Annotated in this window: 14 protein-coding genes, 1 tRNA gene and 1 pseudogene; 12 read left to right on the forward strand and 4 right to left on the reverse strand. The window is 57.4% G+C overall.

The genetic code is table 11. From position 1 onward, the window contains the following. Positions 1-5: 5 nt before the first annotated feature. Both H6F59_RS19475 and H6F59_RS19480 read right to left on the reverse strand, forming a co-directional pair. Positions 6-461: a hypothetical protein gene (locus H6F59_RS19475; RefSeq protein WP_313887255.1), complete on the reverse strand. Its 456-nt coding sequence runs from the start codon at positions 459-461 to the stop codon at positions 6-8. 84 nt (positions 462-545) lie between these two features. Further along, entirely contained in the window at positions 546-1,286 is a 741-nt protein-coding gene (locus H6F59_RS19480) for a phosphodiester glycosidase family protein (RefSeq protein ID WP_313887256.1), read from the reverse strand. A 159-nt stretch (positions 1,287-1,445) separates the two neighbouring features. On the opposite strand from H6F59_RS19480, the pseudogene H6F59_RS27720 reads away from it, so the two are divergent. Then, a pseudogene (locus H6F59_RS27720) lies at positions 1,446-1,583 on the forward strand (pentapeptide repeat-containing protein); the annotation flags it as partial. Between the two features lie 105 nt (positions 1,584-1,688). Continuing rightward, positions 1,689-2,267: a pentapeptide repeat-containing protein gene (locus H6F59_RS19485; protein WP_242021573.1), complete on the forward strand. Its 579-nt coding sequence runs from the start codon at positions 1,689-1,691 to the stop codon at positions 2,265-2,267. Positions 2,268-2,313: 46 nt separating this feature from the next. On the opposite strand, the gene H6F59_RS19490 is transcribed toward H6F59_RS19485, so the two are convergent. Then, a complete protein-coding gene (locus H6F59_RS19490; RefSeq protein WP_190704158.1) occupies positions 2,314-3,705 on the reverse strand; it encodes an FAD-binding oxidoreductase in 1,392 nt (463 codons plus the stop codon). Between the two features lie 167 nt (positions 3,706-3,872). Continuing rightward, positions 3,873-5,225 (reverse strand): UDP-N-acetylglucosamine 1-carboxyvinyltransferase, encoded by a 1,353-nt coding sequence (murA, locus tag H6F59_RS19495; RefSeq protein ID WP_313887257.1) that lies wholly within the window; start codon positions 5,223-5,225, stop codon positions 3,873-3,875. Between the two features lie 206 nt (positions 5,226-5,431). Between murA and H6F59_RS19500 the strand changes: the two genes are divergently transcribed. The 10 genes from H6F59_RS19500 to psbQ all read left to right on the forward strand — a co-directional run bounded on the left by H6F59_RS19500 (position 5,432) and on the right by psbQ (position 13,436). Then, positions 5,432-5,515: transfer RNA gene (locus H6F59_RS19500), tRNA-Leu, on the forward strand. A gap of 48 nt (positions 5,516-5,563) precedes the next feature. After that, positions 5,564-6,364 carry an RNA methyltransferase gene (locus H6F59_RS19505; protein ID WP_190704161.1) on the forward strand — a complete coding sequence of 267 codons (801 nt, stop codon included), beginning with the start codon at positions 5,564-5,566 and terminating at the stop codon, positions 6,362-6,364. Positions 6,365-6,593: 229 nt separating this feature from the next. Beyond that, positions 6,594-8,030 (forward strand): dihydrolipoyl dehydrogenase, encoded by a 1,437-nt coding sequence (lpdA, locus tag H6F59_RS19510; protein ID WP_190516183.1) that lies wholly within the window; start codon positions 6,594-6,596, stop codon positions 8,028-8,030. Between the two features lie 222 nt (positions 8,031-8,252). Continuing rightward, positions 8,253-9,146 carry an indole-3-glycerol phosphate synthase TrpC gene (trpC, locus tag H6F59_RS19515; protein ID WP_190704328.1) on the forward strand — a complete coding sequence of 298 codons (894 nt, stop codon included), beginning with the start codon at positions 8,253-8,255 and terminating at the stop codon, positions 9,144-9,146. A gap of 60 nt (positions 9,147-9,206) precedes the next feature. Further along, entirely contained in the window at positions 9,207-9,476 is a 270-nt protein-coding gene (locus H6F59_RS19520; protein WP_190516179.1) for a DUF5340 domain-containing protein, read from the forward strand. Positions 9,477-9,671: 195 nt separating this feature from the next. Continuing rightward, positions 9,672-10,490, forward strand: coding sequence for a transporter substrate-binding domain-containing protein (locus tag H6F59_RS19525; protein ID WP_190704164.1), 819 nt, complete (start codon positions 9,672-9,674; stop codon positions 10,488-10,490). A 23-nt stretch (positions 10,491-10,513) separates the two neighbouring features. After that, entirely contained in the window at positions 10,514-11,173 is a 660-nt protein-coding gene (locus H6F59_RS19530; RefSeq protein WP_190516174.1) for an amino acid ABC transporter permease, read from the forward strand. Next, on the forward strand, positions 11,166-11,888 hold the full coding sequence (locus H6F59_RS19535) for an ATP-binding cassette domain-containing protein (RefSeq protein WP_190704169.1): 723 nt from the start codon (positions 11,166-11,168) through the stop codon (positions 11,886-11,888). Before H6F59_RS19530 ends, H6F59_RS19535 begins: the two co-directional genes overlap by 8 nt. Before the next feature lie 131 nt (positions 11,889-12,019). Next, entirely contained in the window at positions 12,020-12,898 is an 879-nt protein-coding gene (folP, locus tag H6F59_RS19540) for a dihydropteroate synthase (RefSeq protein WP_190516169.1), read from the forward strand. Between the two features lie 91 nt (positions 12,899-12,989). After that, positions 12,990-13,436 (forward strand): photosystem II protein PsbQ, encoded by a 447-nt coding sequence (psbQ, locus tag H6F59_RS19545; RefSeq protein ID WP_242021575.1) that lies wholly within the window; start codon positions 12,990-12,992, stop codon positions 13,434-13,436. Positions 13,437-13,442: the final 6 nt, after the last annotated feature.

Here is a 13,442-nt window from a genome sequence, read left to right on the forward strand (position 1 = left end):
CTGACTCATTTCACAGGTTTTATCCATTTTTGCTGCCGCGCCAGTTCCAAGCTAGCGGCGGCGGTGGCGAATATCAGCAGGCTTTCTGCAATCGCTACCGCAAACGACCAGCCCTGCAAACTCACCGCCGCCGCCACACTCACCAGGGCCAGCCCCCGCACCAGGCTAAAGGCCAGCACCACCCCGGCTTTTAGCTGAGGGTTATCATCCTGCCGCACGGCGTAGCGATAGGTAATACCGAAGAGACCGCCGGAGAAGCCCGCGATCGCCGCGCTGATCCAAAAGGTGCTGCCGCTGAGTCCTGCCCTAAGGGATGCTAAAGCTGCGCCAAAGCCTACGGCAGGCATTCGGTGGGCCAACAGCAGCCCAGCGGCAACCATTCCCGCCGCAACACCGGCCAGCACCGCGGCCTTCAGCGACTCAATTCGGTCTTCATCAGTAAATGGACGTTCTATGAGCACAGGACGTTTAGATGGCAACAGAATTGAGGCTACAGGATGGATTGCACCGCTGCCAAAATTTCCTGCGGGTTTGGGGCAGAACCATCACGTTTGAGCGTAAAACCCTAAATGGTTAGCCACCGGACGCTCCCGCATTGGAATTTTGGTATGAGCGGGAGCATTTAGAACCGTTGGCCTTGACCCGGTTTTGACGACTAAAGTGGATGAACCCCCGCCGTCTAAACAGAGCGCCGTGTCAACCTCAAGCTGCTTGAAGACTTCGGTTAGCTCTGCCAGGGTAATGCCCTCACTGTAGAGAGGCTGCTTGCCATCGACAATGGCCAACCATAGCGTTTCCCCCGTCTTATCTACAGCCACTGCCGTACGAGAGTAGGGCTGATCCGACTCGGGCTCACCGTTCAGGGCAACCGGGTTGTTGTTAAGGATTAACAGATCTCGGCCTGCAACGGCCTGGGCGGTACCGACAGGACATTCGCCTGTCTCCGAAATTTGGGCCCGATTAGCTGGGGAAATACAGAGGGCTGGCCAATCTGCTTCAGCAGAAGCATAGGCAGTGCCATCGGCAATAGCTTGGCCTACCACGTTGACGCGATCGCCCCTGTGGGGATGGAAGTCCCAAGGAGCCTTTTCACGAAACGGATAGAAGTAATTGGCATTGATTGCCAGCTGCAGGTTAAATTCCTGCAAAAATTCTGACGTTGTCCGTGCCGTGGTCTCGCCCCGATTTTCTGTAGGCCTGCCCGGAGTAGTGAAGGCTCGGATGCCAGGGGTTGTCAAATCAAGGGTAATGAGATGCAGGATGTAGGGGCGAGGAGAAGAATGCACGCTCCGCTGATAGTTAATTCCGGGGAAAAGGGTTTGCTGAGCAAGCGTTTGAGGGGGGCGTTGAAAACAGAGCTGTGCATATAAAATCAAAGGCAGCAGTAGCACTGTTGCGACGATTAACTGCCATTGTCGTCCTACTCGTTTCAGCACAGATAGCGTATGGGTGGTTTGGATTCCCTCGATTTTAGCAATCGAGATTTACGCAACCGCTCCTTTAGGGGCAGAAACCTGAGTGGTGCTGATTTTAGGGGTTCTGATATTCGAGGCTGTGACTTTGGCCATGCCCAACTAGTAGGGGCTAATTTTGAGCACTCTCGAACAGGACAAACCCGTCGCCAAGTGTTTCTACCGCTTGTGGTGGCTGGAGCATTTGCTTTAGCGCTTGCCTATGGACTGAGCCATATGGTTTTCGGCGCTTTGGGGCAGACGCCAGAGCAATCGGCCTGGATATCTGTCGTCATGCTGCACATCTTTTCAGGCGTGGCGGGGGTTGGTTCGGTGAGCCACGCTCTAGTCGGGCGGGATGTCAGCGCTAGTCGAGCAGGGCTGTATCTATCTGGCGTTTGTTCGGCGGCGTTGCTAGGCTTTTTCTACCTTGGCAGCTACTTTGACCAAAATCTTAAGGCTGCGATCGCAGGTGCAGTTGCCGGAGCCGGCCTCGCGATCGTCTTTAGTTTGATGGCTAAGAGGCCCATGGGAGTTTTCATTCCTGCCATGGGCGCAATTGCTGCCTATGGGTTCTCCTTTTTAATATGGACTGCGGCGATCGCCCATTTGAGCGCTAGACAGTACATCTGGGGCGTTTGCTTAGGCGCTTTGTCGCTGGTCTATGTATGGTTTGCCATCTGCTCGCTACGGGCAGTGGGCCACGGGGTCAGCCAGCTGATTGGCACCTCGTTTCGAGGGGCCAATTTAACCAATGCTCAATTTGATCAGGGGAACTTAAAAAATACCGATTTTTCGAAAGCAATAGGTCGGTAAAAACAGCCAACGGCAAAGTTGTGCGGCGGCAGACAACCCTAAACGTTTAGTTGGATGCGGGGGAAGAACCATGGGGCAACGCCTTACCTCGCTCTAGCCAGCCGCGCATTTTACCGGGGTTGAGCAGCCCGTAGGGGTCAACCTCAGCTTTAAAGTTCACCTGCACCGCATCTACCTTTTTCATACCGCCGTCTTCAAGCAGGTAGGTGTGGGGGTTGGCGATCAGCGCCCCGTTGTCTTCGTGGTAGCGAATAACTTCCGCCAGCCGCTCGGGGGTCGAGTAACGCACAATCTGCAGCGCCGCCGGAATCGTGTTGCCCCCCATGCGCAGGTATTCCAGGTGCATGATCACCTCGTCGCCAAAGTGCTCATAGAAGTGCTGCACCCGTTCCAACTTGGGATCGTAGGGAAACAGGGTTTGCAGATAGGTAAGCGATGGGTCAACGCTGCGGGCGTGGAGGGTGGTGTGGTTCCAGGTGAACTCCGCCAGGGGCGCGCCTTTACTGGCTTCCTGAGCCGATTTGCTGTAGGTGATGGTACCGCCAAATTCCTTCACCAGTTCCCCAAACAGGGCGAGGGAAGGCTCGGCCACCATCAGCAGCGCCGCCGCTTTGCCCTCGGGCAGGTAGGGTTTCAGAGACGCAAAGTAGCTGGGGATCGGCCAGGCGTGGATGCTGATCAACTTTTTGATCAGCCCGTCGGCATCACCTAGGGCCTGGCCAAAGTGGGCGGCGGTCATAAAGTCGTCGAAGGTCACAATCACCTCCGCCCAAGGGTAGGCCGGGCCAAGAGGAATCTCTAGCTCGGTGATAATGCCGTTGGTGCCGTAGGCGTGGTTGACCTTTTGCACCTCATCGCCGCGTAGCTCAATGATGCGAGGATTGTCTTCAAAGGTGACAACGCGCACCGCGTTGAGGTTGCCGCGATCGCGCAGCTGCCCGTAGGTAATCGAGCCAATGCCGCCGCTGCCGCCGCCAATAAAGCCGCCAATAGTCGCCGTGCGGTAGGTGGAGGGATACATCCGCAGTTCCCACCCGGATTCGCGGGTGACTTTATCAATGGCCGAGAGTTTAGCTCCCGGCTCTACCCAGGCCACCCCTGGCTCAACCCGCTTCACCGCGTTCATTTTGCTCAGGTCGAGCACCACCCCGCCCTCTAGGGGAATGCACTGGCCGTAGTTGCCGGTGCCCGCCCCCCGCACGGTGACGGGCACCCGCGCCTCTACACAGACCTTGGCCACCGCCAGCACTTCTGCTTCGCTGGTAGGACGCACGATCAAATCGGCGACGAGGTTGGCTAGCTGCCCTTGCAGCACTGGGCTGAAATAGTAATAGTCCTTGGAGAGTTTTTCGCGCTGGTTGGGGTCGCGAATCGTTTCGATCGCTCCAAAGGCTTGGGCTAGAGCATCCCAGTCAGTAACGGGGCGAGCCAAGGTCATAGGCGGGTCAACCAGTAGAAGATTGCTGTTGCTAGTGTAAGGTGCCGATCGGGTGGCTGATCTGTATAAAAGAGTGCGATCGCCGCCCCAATCCATTGCCCTAAAAGCAAAGGGCCAAGGCAGATTCCTACCCTGGCCCCCTATGCGATCACCGTCAGCGCCTAGCGCTAAATAGCGGGAACGGAGCCGTCGTTATAGCGACGCAGGTTGGCCCCCAGCAGTCGGAGCTTGCCCTCCAGATCGTCATAGCCGCGATCGAGGTGGTGCAGACCCTGGATGGTGGTGGTGCCCTTGGCGGCTAAACCGGCCAGCACTAGAGCAGCCGAGGCTCGCAGGTCGGTAGCCAGCACCGGAGCCCCCGAGAGCTGATGAACGCCCTTAATAATGGCGCAGTTGCCATTGAGGCGAATGTCGGCCCCCATGCGGTTGAGCTCGGCCACGTGGCGCAAGCGATTTTCAAACACCGTTTCGGTGATCAGGCTGCTGCCTTCGCAGACCGCCATCAAGGCCATAAACTGGGCCTGCATATCGGTGGGAAAGCCCGGAAACGGCCCGGTTTGAATATCGGTGGAGGCAATGGTATGGGAAGGCACGTAGCGCACGCGACTGGGGCCATCAACCACTACCTGCCCGCCAATTTCTTGGAGCTTGGCAATCACGGCGGTGAGGTGCTCAGGAATTACCGGGTATAGGCTGATCTCAGAGCGGGTGATCGCCCCGGCCACCAGCAGGGTGCCGGCCTCAATGCGATCGGGAATGATGCCATAGTCGGTGCTGTGCAGGCTGGGCACCCCAACAATAGTGATGGTGTTGGTACCCGCGCCGCGAATCCGCGCCCCCATGGCTCGACAGAAGTTGGCCAAGTCAGTGACTTCAGGCTCCTGGGCAGCGTTTTCAATAATGGTTTCGCCGTCAGCCAGGGTAGCCGCCATCATCAAGGTTTCGGTGGCCCCCACGCTGGGGTAGTCGAGGTAAATTTTGGCCCCCTGCAGGCGGCCACCGCTGCCGGGTACGTAGGCGTGCACGGTACCGTGCTCAATGTGCACATCGGCACCCATAGCCTGAAGCCCGCGCACGTGGAGCTCCACTGGGCGAGCCCCGATCGCGCAGCCGCCGGGCAGAGGAATGCGCGCTACCCCCATGCGGGCCAGCAGCGGGCCGATGACAAAGAAGCTAGCTCGCAGACGGCTAACCACGTCGTAGGGCGCTTTGGTATGGGCGATGGTGGTGGCGTCTACCACCAGGGCATCGTCTTCGCGCTTCAGGCCTACCCCGAGGGCGGTGAGCACCTCCCCCATCCGCTCAATATCCATCAGGTGAGGAATATTGCGAATGCGGCAGGGCTGTGAGCACAGCAGGGTACCGGCCATCACCACCAGGGCAGAATTTTTGGCTCCGCTGATGGTGGCCTGGCCTCTCAGGGGAGTACCGCCGGTAATTTCAAGGACAGCACCATCCGCTTCGGCAGCGGCTACAGGGTTAGGTAAACCAATGGACGTAACGATAGCGGTGTCCTCCACGACTGATAACTCCACCTTTTCCCAAATTTCGTCTAGATCCTACTCGAAATCATCAATTTCGCCACAGTAGTCAAGACTTATTTGCCGGGCTTGGCCACATCAGGATAGCTGATTCGCTTAAAATCGCGAAATCTTTTTTTACACGCTTGACTTGGGTGCAAACTCAGTGCATGATTACAAATCGCGGCGGTAATAACGCCCGGCCAGCGGAACTGGCGGAATTGGTAGACGCGCTAGGTTCAGGTCCTAGTGTTAGCAATAACTTCCGGGTTCAAGTCCCGGGTTCCGCATCTCATAGTCGACGGCGACAGTCAAACGATTAACCAGGGGATTACGTCATGCTTACGAGCCTGCAAAATCCCCTGGTTAAACTTTTTAGGAAGCTACACCAGGCCAAGGCGCGGCGATCGCAGGCTCAGTTTCTGCTCGAAGGCACCCACCTGATCCAGGAAGCCCTCGCCACTAGCTATCCCCTAGACATTGCCTGCTACACCCCGGCTTGGCAGCAGGCCCATCCCGATTTAGCTTTGAGACTAGAGCAGCGGGCCGAGCGAGTTGAGCTGGTGTCTGACGCTGTTTTAGAGGGCATGGCGACGACCCAGCATCCCGATGGGGTAGTGGCGATCGCACCCCAACTCCTGCACCCGCCCAACCTCGACGTTCAGGGCATAGGGCTAGCGGTGGAAACCCTCCAAGATCCCGGAAATTTGGGCACAGTTATTCGCACGGCGGTAGCGGCTGGGGTCGATGGTCTGTGGTTGAGCGCCGACAGCGTGGCCCCCGACCATCCCAGGGTGCTGCGAGCTTCAGCGGGCCAGTGGTTTCGGCTGCCCCTGGCGGTAGTAGATGATTTGAATTCCTTGTTGACAAACTGGAATCAGGCTGGGGTGCAGTTGGTGGCCACTAGCTCCTACGCCACCACAGACTACTGGGCCGTAGATTTCACCAAACCCACGGTGATTGTGCTGGGCAATGAGGGGGCCGGGCTGTCAGCCGACCTTCAGCGTCAGGCCACGGTGCAGGTGCGCATCCCCATGGCCGGAGCCGTAGAGTCTCTCAACGTAGGGGTTTCGGCGGCACTGCTGCTCTATGAGGCGCGGCGACAGCGGGAGTGGGAGAGTAGGGGAGTGAAAGAGTAAGCTTGATCACCCAACCACTGACCACCCATCTACCCCATCACCCTCCCCGGCTTGTCTGATTGCTCTCGGTGGTCAAGAATGAAAAGAAACTTTGTTTGTCGTAGCATCCATACTCTGCGACCCCTGTCTCTAGCCCACATTTGCCGCTAGGCTAAGGGCAGAATCCTCCTACGACCTAGCTTGAATCAACCCTGTTTAGATTATTGGATTACCTGTTCAGGAGCCTGCTGTGAGCGACGCATTTGATTACGACCTGCTAATTATTGGCGCTGGGGTAGGGGGCCATGGGGCCGCCCTGCACGCGGTGAAGCGGGGGTTAAAGACGGCTATTGTTGAAGCTGATGTGATGGGAGGCACCTGCGTAAACCGGGGCTGCATTCCCTCTAAGGCGCTGCTGGCAGCGTCGGGCCGCGTGCGAGAGCTGCGCAATGAGCACCACCTCAAGTCCCTGGGTATTTCGGTGGGCAATGTCACCTACGATCGCGAGGCCATTGCCGACCACGCCAAAAACCTGGTCAGCAAGATCCAGGGCGACATGACCAACAGCCTGACCCGGCTGGGGGTCGATATCATCAAGGGCTGGGCTCGGCTGGCGGGGGAGCAGAAGGCGGCGATCGCCACCCCCGACGGCGAAAAAATTGTGACGGCCAAAGACATTATTTTGTCGCCCGGCTCGGTGCCTTTTGTGCCCCCCGGCATTGAGACCGACGGCAAAACCGTCTTTACTAGCGACGAAGCCCTGAAGCTCGACTGGTTGCCCGACTGGATCGCCATTATCGGCAGTGGCTATATCGGCCTAGAGTTCTCGGATGTCTATACTGCCCTAGGCTGCGAAGTCACCATCATCGAAGCGCTGGATCAGCTGATGCCCACCTTCGACCCCGACATCGCCAAGATTGCCCAGCGGGTGCTGATTGCCCCCCGCGACATCGAAACCCGCGCTGGAGTGATTGCCCAGAAAGTCATCCCTGGCACCCCGGTGGTGATTGAGCTGGCCAATCGCGAGACCCGCGAAGTGGTCGAAACCCTGGAGGTTGACGCCTGCCTAGTGGCCACCGGGCGCATCCCGGCGACCAAAGATTTGGGATTAGAAAAAGTCGGCGTCGAGGCTGATCGTCGGGGCTTCATTCCTGTGGATGACCACCTGCAAGTGCTGCGGGATGGCCAGCCGGTGCCCCACCTGTGGGCGATCGGCGACGCCACCGGCAAAATGATGCTGGCCCACGCCGCCTCAGCCCAGGGAATTCTCACAGTAGAAACCATCTGCGGTGAACCGCGCCAGATCAACTACCTCAGCATTCCGGCGGCGGCCTTTACCCACCCCGAGGTCAGCTTTGTGGGGTTGACGGAACCCGCCGCTAAGACCCTGGCCGAGGCCGAGGGCTTTGCCATCGACACCGTGAAAACCTACTTTAAAGGCAACTCTAAGGCTCTAGCCGAGGGCGAGGGCGACGGGCTAGCCAAGGTAATCTACCGCAAAGACACCGGCGAAATTCTTGGTGCCCACATCATTGGTATGCACGCGGCGGATCTGATTCAGGAAGCGGCCAATGCGATCGCCAACGGCCAGACCGTAACCGAACTGTCGTTCTGCGTCCACACCCACCCCACCCTCTCGGAAGTGCTCGACGAAGCCTTTAAGCGGGCGGTAGTAGTGTCGGCCTAAATGCGTAGGGTGGGCAACGCCCTCACCTGCCCCAACCCAGCTTTGAAGGGGTAGGACTGGGGCAGGACTAGTTTTATCAGCCGGGCAGTGACTTGACGGTTTGATGGTGCGCTCAAGCGAGGGCGGTGATGTCCACCCTACAATTTAGAAACTGGTAACTAGCCCAGACAGGGGTGGGCAATGCCCACCCTACCGTTCAAAATCGCCAATATAAATCCCAATATGAAGATTCGCCGCCGCCCTCCCAACCCCGCTGTTGCGGTTAAACACTTGCAGTATCAAATCAAAGTAGACGATGCTGAACCCCGAAATATATTAGAAGAAATTGTTTGGCAAAAGGAGACAGAGGTCGCTCAGCTGCGGGAGCGCCTACCCTTGGCCGATTTGCAACGGCAGGTGCTCGATGCTCCCCCGCCCCGCGACTTTGTTGGCGCTCTGCGCAATGGCCGCACGACTCCTGCGCTGATTGCTGAGGTGAAAAAGGCCTCTCCTAGCAAGGGGGTGATGCGGCCTGATTTTGATCCGGTGGCGATCGCCCAAACCTACGCTGCTCACGGGGCCACCTGCCTTTCGGTGCTCACCGACAAAACCTTCTTTCAGGGAGACTTTGATTACATAACCCAGATTCGGGAAGTGGTTGACCTGCCACTGCTGTGTAAAGAGTTCATCATCTACCCCTATCAAATGTATCTGGCCCGGTCGAAGGGGGCCGACGCGGTGCTGCTGATTGCCGCCATTCTCTCTGACCAAGATCTGACCTATTTTGCCCAGATTGCCAAAGCTTTGGGGATGGCGGTGCTGGTCGAAGTTCACACCCTGGAGGAGTTAGATCGCGTGCTAGCGGTGCCGGGCCTGGCGCTGATTGGCATCAATAACCGCGACCTAGAAACCTTTACCACCCGCCTAGAGACCACCGCAGAGCTGATTGAGGTACGGCGTGAGGCCCTAGCCGCCAGCAGTGCGCTGCTGGTTAGCGAGTCAGGTATTCACACCCCAGCAGACCTACGGGCGGTGACGGCAGCTGGCGCGGCTGCCGTGCTAGTGGGCGAGTCGCTAATTCGCCAACCCGACCCAGGGCTGGCTATTGACCAGCTTTATGAAAAAAACACGGACTAGATACTGAAGTCTTTAACGACTTCCTGGTTTAATCAACAGATCTCACCCTGGGGCACCGCAATGGCAAATCTAGGCAAACCGCTCCCACTCCCTTCACATATTCACTATGAACTGCTGCTGCGACTGCTGGAGCAGCAAACTATGTCGGTGGCCTACCAAAATCCTCAGATTCGGGTGCAGGTGCAGGAGTTGATCGTTGCCCTGCGCAAGGCTCTGTCGCAGCAGCGCCAGCTCGAAGAAACCTGTAGACAGGTCAAAATCGACGTTGAATATCAGTGGTCAACCAACCAGCTCGGCGATCATTTTTTACCTAAGGATGTCGCTCCCTAGGAGCAAGACTTGGCAAAACGGTAGTTTTTCCTACTTCTAACGGGATTTTTTCTCTGCAGACTATATTAAGTTCACTTTGAGGCTGATAGATATCCATCGTCGGGTGCTGGTTAAAAATCGCACCCCTGTTCTACAGTGTTGCTGCTGCCTGGGCAACCCAGCCCTATCGCCCCGAGAAGTTTGTGAGGAAAGACCATGAAACGACGCTGGTTTTTGGCATCCACCGCCGCTGTTGCTCTGGCTACTGTGGGTCTTACTACAGCCTGTGGGGGCGGCGGCCAATCTGCCGGAGGCGACGGGGCAGCTGGGGGTGACCAGGCGGGCGGTGGCGTTTTGACCATGGCGACCTCCGCTGACTACCCTCCTTACGAGTTTGTCGAAACCGCTGGCGGTGCTGAAGAAATCGTCGGCTTTGACGTCGATATTGCCCGCCACATTGCCGAAGAGCTGGGCTATGAGCTGGAGATTACCAATATTGACTTTAACGGCCTGATCCCGGCGTTACAGGCGGGGCGGGCCGACTTTGTCATGGCGGGCATGACCCCCACCGAAGAGCGCAAGCAAAACGTTGATTTTTCTGAGATTTACTACGACGCCAAGCAGACCATCGTGTTTCAGTCGGGGGGTGGAATCGCGTCTCCCGAAGACCTGAGCGGCAAAACCGTGGGGGTGCAGCTGGGCTCCATTCAAGAGGAGTTGGCTAACGAGTTGGTAGAGACCGTGCCCAATGTGAAATTGTCGCCCCTCAACCGCATTAACGAAATCGTTCAAGAGCTCAAGTCGGGTCGCATTGACGCCGCCATTATTGAGGACACCGTAGCCGAGGGCTTTTTAGCCAACAACCCCGACTTGGAAGCGGTAGAAATTCCCGAAGAGGGGTCGGCGGGTTCTGCGATCGCATTTCCCAAGGACTCTGAGCTGGTGAGCGAATTTGATCGAGTGCTGGCCGAAATGGAGTCGAGCGGCATGATGGAAGAGCTGATTGTTAAGTGGTTCGGCGACAGGGCTGAGTAGTCGAGCCCTATCAACCTACCCCCATGAACTTAGACTTCGGCCAAATTATTCCATCGCTGCCCTTCATCCTGAATGGCATTCTGGTTACCCTCAGGTTTACGGTGCTGTCTGCCCTATTTGGGTTTACCCTAGGCACCTTGCTGTCGCTGCTCAAGATCTCCAACATCAAGCCGCTGCGGTGGTTTGCAGAGTTCTACACGTCAATTTTTCGGGGTACGCCGCTGATTTTGCAGCTGGCGCTGGTGTACTTTGCTACCCCTCAGCTGATTGGCTACAAGATTACGCCGATTGAGGCGGGGGTGTTTACCTTCTCGCTCAACTCGGCGGCCTACAGTTCTGAGACCATTCGCGCCGGCATTATGGCAGTGGATAAAGGGCAGCGGGAGGCTTCTATGTCCCTTGGTGTGCCCTACAGGCCGATGATGCTCGACATCATCTTGCCCCAGGCTTTCAAGAATATTTTGCCCGCCCTGGTGAATGAGACCATTGCGCTACTAAAAGATTCGGCCCTGGTGTCTACCATTGGAGTATTAGACCTGATGCGGCGGGCCCAGGTGGTGGCGGGGCAAACCTTCCTCTACTTTGAGCCGCTGCTGGTGGTGGGGGTAATTTACTACGTCATGGTGATGGGGCTGACCCAGGCTGCTAACGTTCTTGAGCGGAGGATGCGCCGCAGTGATTAGAATCGAGCATTTAGTTAAATCTTTCGGGCCGCTGGAGGTGCTGAAGGATATTTCTACCGAAGTAGACAGTGGAGAAGTGGTAGCCATTATCGGCCCCTCGGGATCGGGTAAGTCAACCCTGCTGCGCTGCATCAATTTGCTGGAGGTGCCTACAGCCGGACACATTTTTGTCGGTGGCATCGACATTACCTCGCCTAAGTGCGACATTCTCAAGGTGCGTCAGAATGTGGGTATGGTGTTTCAGCACTTCAACCTGTTTCCCCACAAAACAGTGATGGGCAACCTCACCTACGCGCCGATGAAGGTGCGGGGGCTCTCGAAGGCCGACGCCAGCAAAATTGCCATGGATCTGCTCAACAAAGTCGGTCTAGCGGAAAAAGCCGACCAGTACCCGTCGCGACTGTCGGGGGGACAGAAGCAGCGGGTGGCGATCGCCCGCGCCCTGGCCATGGAGCCCGATGTGATGCTGTTTGACGAGCCCACCAGCGCCCTTGACCCCGAAATGGTCAAAGAAGTGCTGGATGTGATGAAGGCGCTGGTTAGAACGGGCATCACCATGGCGATTGTGACCCACGAGATGGGCTTTGCTCGCGAGGTGGCCAACCGCGTGCTGTTTCTCGACGGTGGCTACCTGGTGGAAGACGCACCGCCGGATGTATTTTTTAGCGCCCCAAAGAGCGATCGCGCCCAGCAGTTCTTAGAGAAGGTGTTGTAGAGGGTTCAGGGTGCACGGTGTAGGAAAAAGCCGTAAACAGCAAGCCGTATACCCTATACCCCTAACCCAAAACCCAACGCCCAACCCCCTAATTCGTCTAAGCTAGGCAGAGGTCTAGCTGAGTAATTATCATGTCTGTGCTTACGGTGCCGTCTCCCTGGAAAATTCGCGATCGCACCTTGACCTGGGGCAGCCGCACCTACCTGATGGGGGTGCTCAACGTCACCCCCGACAGTTTTAGCGACGGCGGCCAGTTTAACACCGTTGAGCGAGCTGTGGCCCAGGCGCGCCATCTGGTGCACCACGGCACCGATATTCTCGACATTGGCGGTCAGTCTACCCGGCCAGGGGCCGAGTCGATCTCCCGTACCGAAGAGCTGGAGCGGGTGATTCCAGTGATTGAGGCCATTCGTCGCGATGACGACGACACCCTAGCTCAAGCGATTATCTCAGTGGATACTACCCGGTCGTCGGTGGCGCGAGCGGCGGTGAAGGCCGGGGCCGATATTGTCAACGACATCTCAGCGGGCACCTACGACAATGGCATGCTCTCGACGGTGGCCGACCTGGGCGTCCCGATCATGATCATGCACCTGCGGGGTACCCCAATTACCATGCAGCAGCGCACCGACTACCACGATCTGGTGGGCGAGATTCACGAGTTTTTGCAGCACCAGATCGAAGCGGCGATCGCCGTTGGCGTTAAGCCCAGCAAAATTGCCGTTGACCCTGGTCTAGGCTTTGCCAAAACCTCTGCCCAGAGCCTAGAACTGCTGCGGCAGCTCAGTCGGTTTCGCGATCTAGGGCGGCCGCTGCTGGTGGGCCCCTCCCGCAAGAGCTTTATTGGCTGGATTTTAGACCAGCCTGACCCTCAGCAACGGGTGTGGGGCACGGCGGCGGCTTGCTGTGCGGCGATCGCTGGCGGGGCTGATATCATCCGCGTCCACGACGGGGCGGAGATGCACGATGTGTGTCGAGTAGCCGACGCGGTATGGCGAGGAACCTATTAAACCCCACCTATGGCAGAGTTTAATAGGTTTGTAAGAAGCCCATAGCGGCGTAAAATACAGACGACTGATGTAGAGAGCGCAAAGGTTAACTATGGGACGCTTCAGACCTCTTTTGGGAATTTTGCTGGCGGTAGTGGCCTCCTGTCTGGTGGCCTGCGGTGGCCCAGCGGCCAAGATACCGACGACCTATACCCCAGAGCTATTGCAGCAGGTGGAGCTGTATACCCCTGCTGTGGCCGAGCTGCGCGATCGCTTCCCCGAGCTTCAGGGCTACATTCAACAGAAAGACTGGGTGAACGTGCAGAGCTTCATCCACGGCCCCATGGGCGAAATGCGGATGCGGGTCAACCGGCTGGCGGGCACACTGCTAACCAAAGACAAGCCCCAAGCCCAGTCTCTCGCCAAGGAGATTTACACTCACCTAGAGCGCCTAGACGAGGCCGCAGCTAACAACCAGCAGGTGATTGCCGGTCAAGAGTATCGCAATGCTCTAGATGACTTTGACGCATTCCTGAGTCTGGTGCCGACGTTTCAATAGACCGAC

It is taken from the genome of Nodosilinea sp. FACHB-141 (genome assembly GCF_014696135.1).
Classification (GTDB): domain Bacteria; phylum Cyanobacteriota; class Cyanobacteriia; order Phormidesmidales; family Phormidesmidaceae; genus Nodosilinea.

Coding starts and splice junctions, on each gene's coding strand:
- H6F59_RS19485 (WP_242021573.1), top strand. CDS start 1,689: ATGGTTTTCGGCGCTTTGGGGCAGACGCCAGAGCAATCGGCCTGGATA.
- H6F59_RS19490 (WP_190704158.1), bottom strand. CDS start 3,705: ATGACCTTGGCTCGCCCCGTTACTGACTGGGATGCTCTAGCCCAAGCC.
- H6F59_RS19505 (WP_190704161.1), top strand. CDS start 5,564: ATGCTTACGAGCCTGCAAAATCCCCTGGTTAAACTTTTTAGGAAGCTA.
- trpC (WP_190704328.1), top strand. CDS start 8,253: ATGAAGATTCGCCGCCGCCCTCCCAACCCCGCTGTTGCGGTTAAACAC.
- H6F59_RS19520 (WP_190516179.1), top strand. CDS start 9,207: ATGGCAAATCTAGGCAAACCGCTCCCACTCCCTTCACATATTCACTAT.
- H6F59_RS19525 (WP_190704164.1), top strand. CDS start 9,672: ATGAAACGACGCTGGTTTTTGGCATCCACCGCCGCTGTTGCTCTGGCT.
- H6F59_RS19530 (WP_190516174.1), top strand. CDS start 10,514: ATGAACTTAGACTTCGGCCAAATTATTCCATCGCTGCCCTTCATCCTG.
- folP (WP_190516169.1), top strand. CDS start 12,020: ATGTCTGTGCTTACGGTGCCGTCTCCCTGGAAAATTCGCGATCGCACC.
- psbQ (WP_242021575.1), top strand. CDS start 12,990: ATGGGACGCTTCAGACCTCTTTTGGGAATTTTGCTGGCGGTAGTGGCC.